This is a genomic window from Halomonas alkalisoli (assembly GCF_021412585.1).
Classification (GTDB): Bacteria; Pseudomonadota; Gammaproteobacteria; order Pseudomonadales; family Halomonadaceae; genus Halomonas; species Halomonas alkalisoli.
Genome location: NZ_JAKCMI010000044.1, coordinates 321,080 through 328,977 on the forward strand (window position 1 = coordinate 321,080; position 7,898 = coordinate 328,977).

General features: G+C 62.6%; 5 protein-coding genes. 3 read left to right on the plus strand and 2 right to left on the minus strand.

Annotation, left to right across the window (positions count from 1 at the left end; genetic code table 11):
* Positions 1-29: 29 nt before the first annotated feature.
* Together LY622_RS21520 and LY622_RS21525 are read right to left on the minus strand one after the other, a co-directional pair.
* Positions 30-2,594, minus strand: coding sequence for a heavy metal translocating P-type ATPase (locus LY622_RS21520; protein WP_234292763.1), 2,565 nt, complete (start codon positions 2,592-2,594; stop codon positions 30-32).
* Between the two features lie 79 nt (positions 2,595-2,673).
* The gene (locus LY622_RS21525) at positions 2,674-4,080 is read right to left on the minus strand and encodes an aminotransferase class III-fold pyridoxal phosphate-dependent enzyme (RefSeq protein WP_234292764.1); all 1,407 of its coding nucleotides are present in this window, start codon (positions 4,078-4,080) and stop codon (positions 2,674-2,676) included.
* Between the two features lie 273 nt (positions 4,081-4,353).
* Between LY622_RS21525 and LY622_RS21530 the strand changes: the two genes are divergently transcribed.
* From LY622_RS21530 to LY622_RS21540, 3 genes are all read left to right on the plus strand, one after another.
* The gene (locus LY622_RS21530) at positions 4,354-5,829 is read left to right on the plus strand and encodes an ABC transporter substrate-binding protein (protein WP_234289695.1); all 1,476 of its coding nucleotides are present in this window, start codon (positions 4,354-4,356) and stop codon (positions 5,827-5,829) included.
* Positions 5,830-5,938: 109 nt separating this feature from the next.
* Complete coding sequence (locus tag LY622_RS21535; RefSeq protein ID WP_234289696.1) at positions 5,939-6,886, plus strand: ABC transporter permease; 948 nt, start codon at positions 5,939-5,941, stop codon at positions 6,884-6,886.
* A 43-nt stretch (positions 6,887-6,929) separates the two neighbouring features.
* Positions 6,930-7,796 (plus strand): ABC transporter permease, encoded by an 867-nt coding sequence (locus LY622_RS21540; RefSeq protein ID WP_234289697.1) that lies wholly within the window; start codon positions 6,930-6,932, stop codon positions 7,794-7,796.
* Positions 7,797-7,898 lie beyond the last annotated feature (102 nt).

A 7,898-nucleotide genomic window follows, 5' to 3' on the forward strand; every position in this document is an offset into this window, starting at 1 on the left:
CCCCCGCCATGCCGGGGGCGCGGGGGCATTCAGGCAGCCTGCGGCACCTGCTGCTTCGGTGCCGCGGCCTCATCCGCCGCGATCGCGATCGGCGGCCGGAATCCCTTGAGGCGCAGGGCATTGGTGAGTACGCAGATGCTCGAGGCGGCCATGGCCACGGCGGCGAAGACCGGCGAGAGCAGGATACCGAAGGCAGGGAACAGCACGCCGGCCGCCACCGGGATCAGCAGCGTGTTGTAGGCGAAGGCCCAGAACAGGTTCTGCTTGATGTTGCGCAGCGTGGCCCGGGACAGTGCAATGGCATTGGGCACGTTGCGCAGGTCGCCGGACATCAGCACCACCTCGGCGGACTCGATGGCGATGTCGGTACCGGTACCGATGGCGATGCCCACGTCGGCCTGTGCCAGCGCCGGGGCGTCATTGATGCCGTCGCCGACGAAGGCCACCACGCCGCCCTCGGCCTGCAGACTCTTCACCGCATCCACCTTGCCGTCGGGGAGCACCTCGGCCACCACCTTGTCGATGCCCAGGCGGCGGGCGATGGCCTCGGCGGTGCGCCGGTTGTCGCCGGTTATCATCGCCACCTGCAGGCCTTCGGCGTGCAGGGCGCGGATGGCGGCCGGTGTGGACTCCTTGATCGGATCGGCAACGGCGATGATCGCGCCCAGACGTCCATCGATGGCGGCATAGAGCGGGCTCTTGCCCTCGTCGGCGAGACGATGCGCGGCCTTGGCGAAGACGTCCACGTCCAGCCCCAGCTTGCGCATGTAGCGGTCGGCACCGACCTCTACACGGCGGTCGTTGACCAGTGCTGCGACGCCGTAGCCGGGATCGGCCTCGAAATGCTGAACGGTATCGGACTCCATCCCGCGTGCCTTGGCGGCGTTGACGATGGCCTCGGCGATGGGATGTTCCGACTGGCGCTCCACGGAGGCCACCAGTTGCAGCACCTCGGCCTCGGCGAAATCACCGGCCACCACCAGGTCGGTGAGCTCTGGCCGGCCCTTGGTCAGGGTCCCGGTCTTGTCCAGGGCGATGACCGTGGCGTCACGCAGCGACTGGAGCGCTTCGCCCTTGCGGAACAGTACGCCCATTTTCGCGGCCTTGCCGGTGCCCACCATGATGGATGTGGGGGTGGCCAGGCCCATGGCGCAGGGGCAGGCGATGATCAGCACCGCCACGCCATTGACCAAGGCGAAGGTCAGCGCGGGGGCCGGGCCGAAGATCAACCAGATGGCGATGGTCGCCAGGGCCACGGCGATCACGGCCGGCACGAAGTAGTTGGTGACCTTGTCCACCAGGGCCTGGATGGGCAGCTTCGAGCCCTGGGCCTGCTCGACCATGCGCACGATCTGCGCCAGCAGGGTGTCGGCACCGACGTTGGTCGCCTGGAAGGTGAAGCTGCCCACCTTGTTGATGGTGCCGCCCACTACCTCGGCACCGGCCTCCTTGCGCACCGGCACGGGCTCGCCGGTGATCATCGACTCATCGACGAAGGAGCTGCCGTCGGTAACCTGGCCGTCCACCGGGACCTTGTCGCCGGGCCGTACCAGCACCATGTCGCCCTGGCGCACCTCGTCGATGGCGATCTCCATCTCCTCGCCATCACGGACCACGCGGGCCGTCTTGGCCTGGAGCTTCATCAGCGCCTTGATCGCCTCGCTGGTGCGGCCCTTGGCGATGGCCTCGAAATAGCGGCCGACGAGGATCAGCGTGATGATCACCGCCGAGGCCTCGAAGTAGACGTTCACCGTGCCGGCCGGCAGCACCTGGGGCAGGAAGGTGGCCACCACCGAATAGCCCCAGGCGGCGGAGGTACCCAGCATCACCAGGGAGTTCATGTCCGGGCCGCCGCGCATCAGCGCCGGCCAGCCCTTCTTGTAGAAGCGCAGGCCGGGGCCGAACTGCACCACCGACGCCAGTACGAAGAAGAGATAGAAGAGGTTCTGCTGGCCCACGGTCATATGCAGCCAGTGATGCATCATGGGGATGAAGTGTGAGCCCATGTCCAGCACGAAGATGGGCAGGGTAAACAGGGCCGCCACGGTCACTGCACGCTTAAGCTCGCCGATCTCCTGGTCGCGGGCCACACGCTCGCGGTCGCTGCGATCCTGCGTGTCGCCTACCGCCTCGGCATCAAAGCCCGCATTTACGATGGCCTTGGTCAAGGCGGCGGGAGTGGCAGTATCGGCGACGACACGGACGGTTGCCGTCGATGTGGCGAGGTTGACGTTGGCCTCGAGCACGCCGGGCACGCCGGCGAGCTTGCGTTCCACCCGACCGACGCAGGAGGCGCAGGTCATGCCCTTGACCGTCAGTTCGATGGTGTCGGTCGCGGCGGGATAACCGGCGGCACCGACCGCTTGGGCGACCCCGGCGATGTCCGCCTTGTCGGTGGCGAACGTCACCTGGGCGCGCTGGGTGGCCAGGTTGACGGCAACCTCGTCGACGCCCGCTACGTTGAGAATGGCTTTTTCGACCCTGCCCACGCAGGAGGCACAGCTCATGCCTTCGATGCCCAGGGAGTAGGAGGCGCTGGTATCAGGAGCTAACTGGGCAGTCGACCCTGTCGAGCTGACTTGGTTGCTTGGCATGGTCTAAGTTCCTCTCATGTGCCGTAGTTGTTCGTGTATTTAGAAACATAGACCTTCCCATCATTGGAAGGTCAAGGGGCTATGCGGCTGGCACTGATCCAAGGGGGCGGTGAAGCGCTTTCTGGATGTCCGGCTGAGCTAATGCCGCATCCAGCGTCGCAGACAGGCGATCAATAAGCAGATCGATATCCTCGTGGGTACAGCACAGTGGTGGCGCAAAGCCCAGGATGTCGTCAGCGAAAGCGCGAAAGATCAGCCCGCGCTCCTTGGCCATCGTCAGGAGTCGGCCTGCCAGGTCGAGTGACGCTGCCGGTTTGGTTTTGTTCACCTTGTCGGTGACCAGCTCCAAGGCACCCAGGAGGCCCCGTCCACGCACCTCACCAACCAGCGGATGGTCCGCGAGTTCGGCCAAGCGTTGCTGAAAGTGGGCGCCCACCTGTCGGCCATTGGCAAGCAGCCCGCCTTCTTCGTAGATTCGCAGCACCTCCAGCCCGACAGCACAGCTCACGGGATGGCCAGAGTAGGTGAAACCGTGGCCGATGGGCTTGCCCTCGGGAGCGTTGTCAGCAATACCCCGGTAGACGCGCTCGCTCATCACCACGGCACCCAGCGGGGCATAGCCCGAAGTGAGGCCCTTGGCCATGGTCATCAGGTCCGGCACGACGTCTTCTTCCTCCAGTGCGAAAAGCGGGCCTGTGCGACCGAAGCCCGTAATGACTTCGTCCACCACCATCAGAACACCATATTCCCGGCACACGCCATGTATCGCTTTTAGCCAGCCCTTGGGGGGCACGATGATGCCCCCCGAACCCTGGATGGGCTCGCAGAAAAATGCTGCCACGTTCTCGGCTCCAAGGCGTTCGATGGCGGCGCGTAGTGTCCGAACTGATTCCGTGATGATGGCATCCGGGTCGGGACCGATGGGATTGCGATAGGGATAGGGAGAAGGGATGTAGTGCTGGAACGACGATGGCCCATCGAAATTGTCGTGGAAGACAGGCAGGGCGGTCAGCCCTGAGCCGGTGCTGGTGGAGCCGTGGTAACCCCGTTCAAGGGCGATGAAATGCTTGCGCTGCTGTGCTCCGGTGACGCTGTGATAGTACCGAATGAAGCGCACTGCACTATCGACTGCGTCGGACCCGCCCAAGGTGAAGTACACATGGTTCAAGTCCCCCGGTGTACGCCGGGCGATGGCCTCGGCGAACAGGATGGATGGTTCGCTGGCGTAGTGGAAGTAGCCGGTGGCATAGGGCAGGCGCTGCATCTGCCGAGTCGCCGCTTCCACCACGCTCTGGTGACCGTAACCGATATTGACGCACCATAGGCCGGAAAAGCCGTCGAGGTACTCATGCCCCTCCTTGTCACGTAGGTAGGCGCCACTGCCGGACTCCAGAACCGTGGACCCCCGGCGCTCCTGCTCGCTCCATGAGGCCACCGGATGGACCAGGTGCGCGCGATCCAGCTCCTCTAGATAGTCGTTTTCCATGCTGTGCTTTCCTCGTGACTGCTGTACCTAGGTGTGCTTTGACATCATCATCTGTGGTTTACAAAATATTGTTTACAACATACCTTAGTCAATATATCTTTTACCCTATGACGAAGCAAGAATCAGGAGAATGATGGGCGGGATGCCCGCTGGTGAGTCCGTGGCGACGCGCTACATGGCAACAACAACAAATATGAGGGCTAGGCAATAATGAGCATTCGAAACTGTTTGAAGGTGACTCCCCCCTTCCTTAAAGGAGCGGTGGTCGCTGCCATGATCGGTCCGATATCCGCTTCCGCCTTGGCAGCCCCCGACGGGAAGGTCGTCTTCGGCGAGCTCTTCACCCCGGCGTCGGGCTGGGCGCTGGAGACCATCGACTCCTACATACTCTCGCGGGCCGGCTGCCTGGAATCGCTCACGTACATGGACTACGACGCCTCGATAAAGCCGGCGCTGGCCGAGTCCTGGGAACAGGTGTCGCCAACGGAATGGGAGTTCCAGTTGCGTGAGGGAGTGGCATTTCAAGATGGCACTGCCTTGACGCCGCAAGTGGTTAGCGATTCGCTCAACCGAGTGTTGAACGCATCGTCTCCGCCGCGAAGCTTCAATCCCGGTGTGATCGACTCCGTCGAGCCAGCCGGTGAGCGTGCCGTGCGTATTACCACCAATGAGCCGGACGTCTTCGTGCCCAACCGTCTGGCCAGTACTGAAACCGGCTTCCTCGCACCAGCGGCATTCGTCGACGATCGCATCAACCCGGTGGGGCACTGCACCGGGCCGTTCGAGATTGTTCGCGAGATTCCCCGCCAGGGCCTGGAGCTCAAGCGCAACGACGGCTATTGGGGCGGCGAGGTGCAACTGGCCGAAGCGGAGGTGCGCTACATTCCTGACGGGCAGGTGCGTTCCGTGATGGTGGAAACCGGCGAGATTCACATCGCTCGCCAGGTGCCGGCCTCAGCGTTGGAGCAATTGGAGCGCTCGGAGCGAGTGGAAGTGAAGACCATCGAGGCGCCGCGGACCACCTCGCTCTATCTCAACAATCGTGCCGCGCCACTGGACAACATGCAGGTTCGTCAGGCTATCCAGAGCGCCATCGACCTGACAGGCATCGCCGAGGCGGTCTATGAAGGCTCGGTCAACCCGGCAGTGGGCCAGTTCTCTCCGAACACGCCCTGGGCGCCGGAGAATGCCGCTGCCATGCCTCAGGACCTGGAGCGTGCTCATCAGTTGCTGGCGGAATCGGGCGTGCCGGCAAGTGAGTTGCAGTTCGAACTCCTGGCTTATGTAGAGCGGCCGGTGCTGGCCGACCTCGCCGCCGTCATTCAGTTCCAGCTCCAGCAGTTGGGGATAAGAGTGAATATTCGAGTCTCGGAATATGGCGCTATCGAACCACAGCTGCTTGCGGGTGATTTCGACATGGTTTTGATGTCGCGAGGTTACCTGACCGATGTGGGGGATCCGGCCGGCGTGCTGGTCGCGGACTACAGTTGTGACGGTGGTTACAATCTAGCCGGGTTTTGCGATCCGGAAGTGGATGCCCAGTTGGAACGAGCGAGCGGCATGGTGGACCCTGAGGAGCGTAACGTCATCTACCAGGATCTCGCGGCACGCTTGCAGGAGGAGGCGGTGAATGTGTTCCTGATCCACGAGACCATCAGCGAGGCGGTCGCCAGGAACGTAGAGAACTATCAGGTGCATGCCTACGAGCGCACCGCCTTGCACAAGGACCTGAAGCTCAACTCCCAGTAATGACACTCCTGGAGGGAAACGCTGGCGAGCACAGCATATCGGCGTTTCCCGAACCACTGTGCCGCGCTGAAGTGCGGGGTTCATTCGATCATTGGAGAGGGCTGACAGAATGCCTATTTTCATATTGCGCCGACTCGCGGTGCTTGCACTGGCGCTGCTGGTCGTATCGTTTCTGGTCTTCCTGATTCCCTACATAGGAGACACGGATCCGGTACGGGCACTGGCCAGGGCGCGCTTCGGTCGCCTGGATCTGGATGCGGCCGCCATCGAGGCGCTGCGCATCGAATTGGGAATGCACAAGCCGCTGCTGGTGCAGTATCTGGACTGGCTGGGCAAAGCTGTGACCGGAGATTTTGGCAATTCGTACATGAGTCGTGAGCCGGTCATCGAGCAGGTCTGGTCGGCGCTCAAGGTATCCATCGTCCTGACCCTTTCTGCTCTGGGCTTCGCTTTCGCGGTGGCTGTTCCTGTCGGCAGCATCGCTGCCCTGCGGCAAGGCGGTTCTTTCGACACGACGGTCAAATCGCTTAGCCAGGCGTTTGTGGCGGTACCCGAATACTGGCTCGCCCCCATGAGTATCCTGGTCTTCGCCCTCTATCTGGGATGGTTGCCGTCGGCAGGTTGGCGGGGGCCGGAGTCGGTGATCCTGCCGGCCCTGGCCCTGTCGCTGCGTCCCATGGGCTATTTCACCCAGGTCATGCGGGCATCAATGGTCGATGTCCTTAATTCACCTCATATCGTGGCGGCGCACAGCCGCGGCCTGAGCGTCCGGCGCACGCTGATCGCCCATGGCCTGCGCAATGCCCTGCTGCCCGTGATCACGCTGTTCTCCATGTGGATGGCCGGGTTGCTGGGCGGTGCGGTCGTCATCGAGGTGATCTTCGCAGTGCCCGGCATGGGGCGGTTGGTCTATACGGCGATCGTCAATGGCGACCTTCCGGTCCTTCAGGCAGGTCTGGTCGCTATCGTCACCTTTGCCGTGCTGATCAATACGCTCACGGACTTGGCCTACACCGTACTCAACCCGGTAGTGAGGTTCGACAATGCCGCAGCTTGATACCCCCATGTCCCCGGGAGGTGTGCAGGGCCTGAGGTCCAGAATGGGCAACGTCCACTTGGCGTGGTCCTTCCTCGTCCACCTCTCCCGGCACAACCGTACGCTGCTGCTGGCCAGCATCGTGTTTGCCACGGTGATCGCCCTGTTGCTTCTCACGCCCTGGCTGGCTCCGCATGATCCTTCGAGCATGACTCTCTCGGGTCGCTTCTCGGGCCCCAGTGCAGAGCACTGGCTGGGGCTCGATCATCTGGGCCGGGACGTCTTCAGCCGTCTGCTCTACGGCGGCCAGTTCTCGGTCTCCATTACGGCCATCACCCTGGTGATTTCGGCCGTCGTTGGAACCTTGCTGGGCGTGATCAGTGCCCGGGTCGGCGGCGCCGTGGACGAATTCCTGATGCGCCTCGTGGATCTGATGATCTCGTTTCCGGATGTGCTGGTGGCCCTGTTCCTGGTCGCCATCCTGGGGCCGGGTTATGGCACGCTGATCCTGGCGCTCACCCTGACCGGCTGGACGCCGTTTGCCCGCATGACGCGCGGGTTGGCCCTGGAGATCAACTCCAAGGATTATATCCGGGCAGCGGAGATACTCGGTTGCTCACGTACCTTCATTATCGTGTACCACGTGATTCCCAATGTCCTGAGGCCGCTTGCCACGATTGCGTTCCTGCGATTCGGCCACAAGTTGATCACGGTGGGAAGCCTCTCCTTCCTGGGGCTCGGGGTGCAGCCGCCCGACACGGATTGGGCCGCGATGCTCGCGGAGGCGCTGCCCTACCTGGATCGTGCCCCGGCCCTGGTGTTGATTCCCGGTCTGGCGATCTTCATTACCGCGCTGAGTGTCACCCTGATCGGTCAAGGCCTGGAGGCGCATATGGATGCAAAAATGAAGTGGCGTCATGATGACAAGTGATTGAGATTATTATGATGATGAGGAGCACGCCATGATGAAGCTACATGCAGGTCCAAAACCTGTCCTTCGCTCGACCATGTCGAGCATGGTCACCGAACAGAT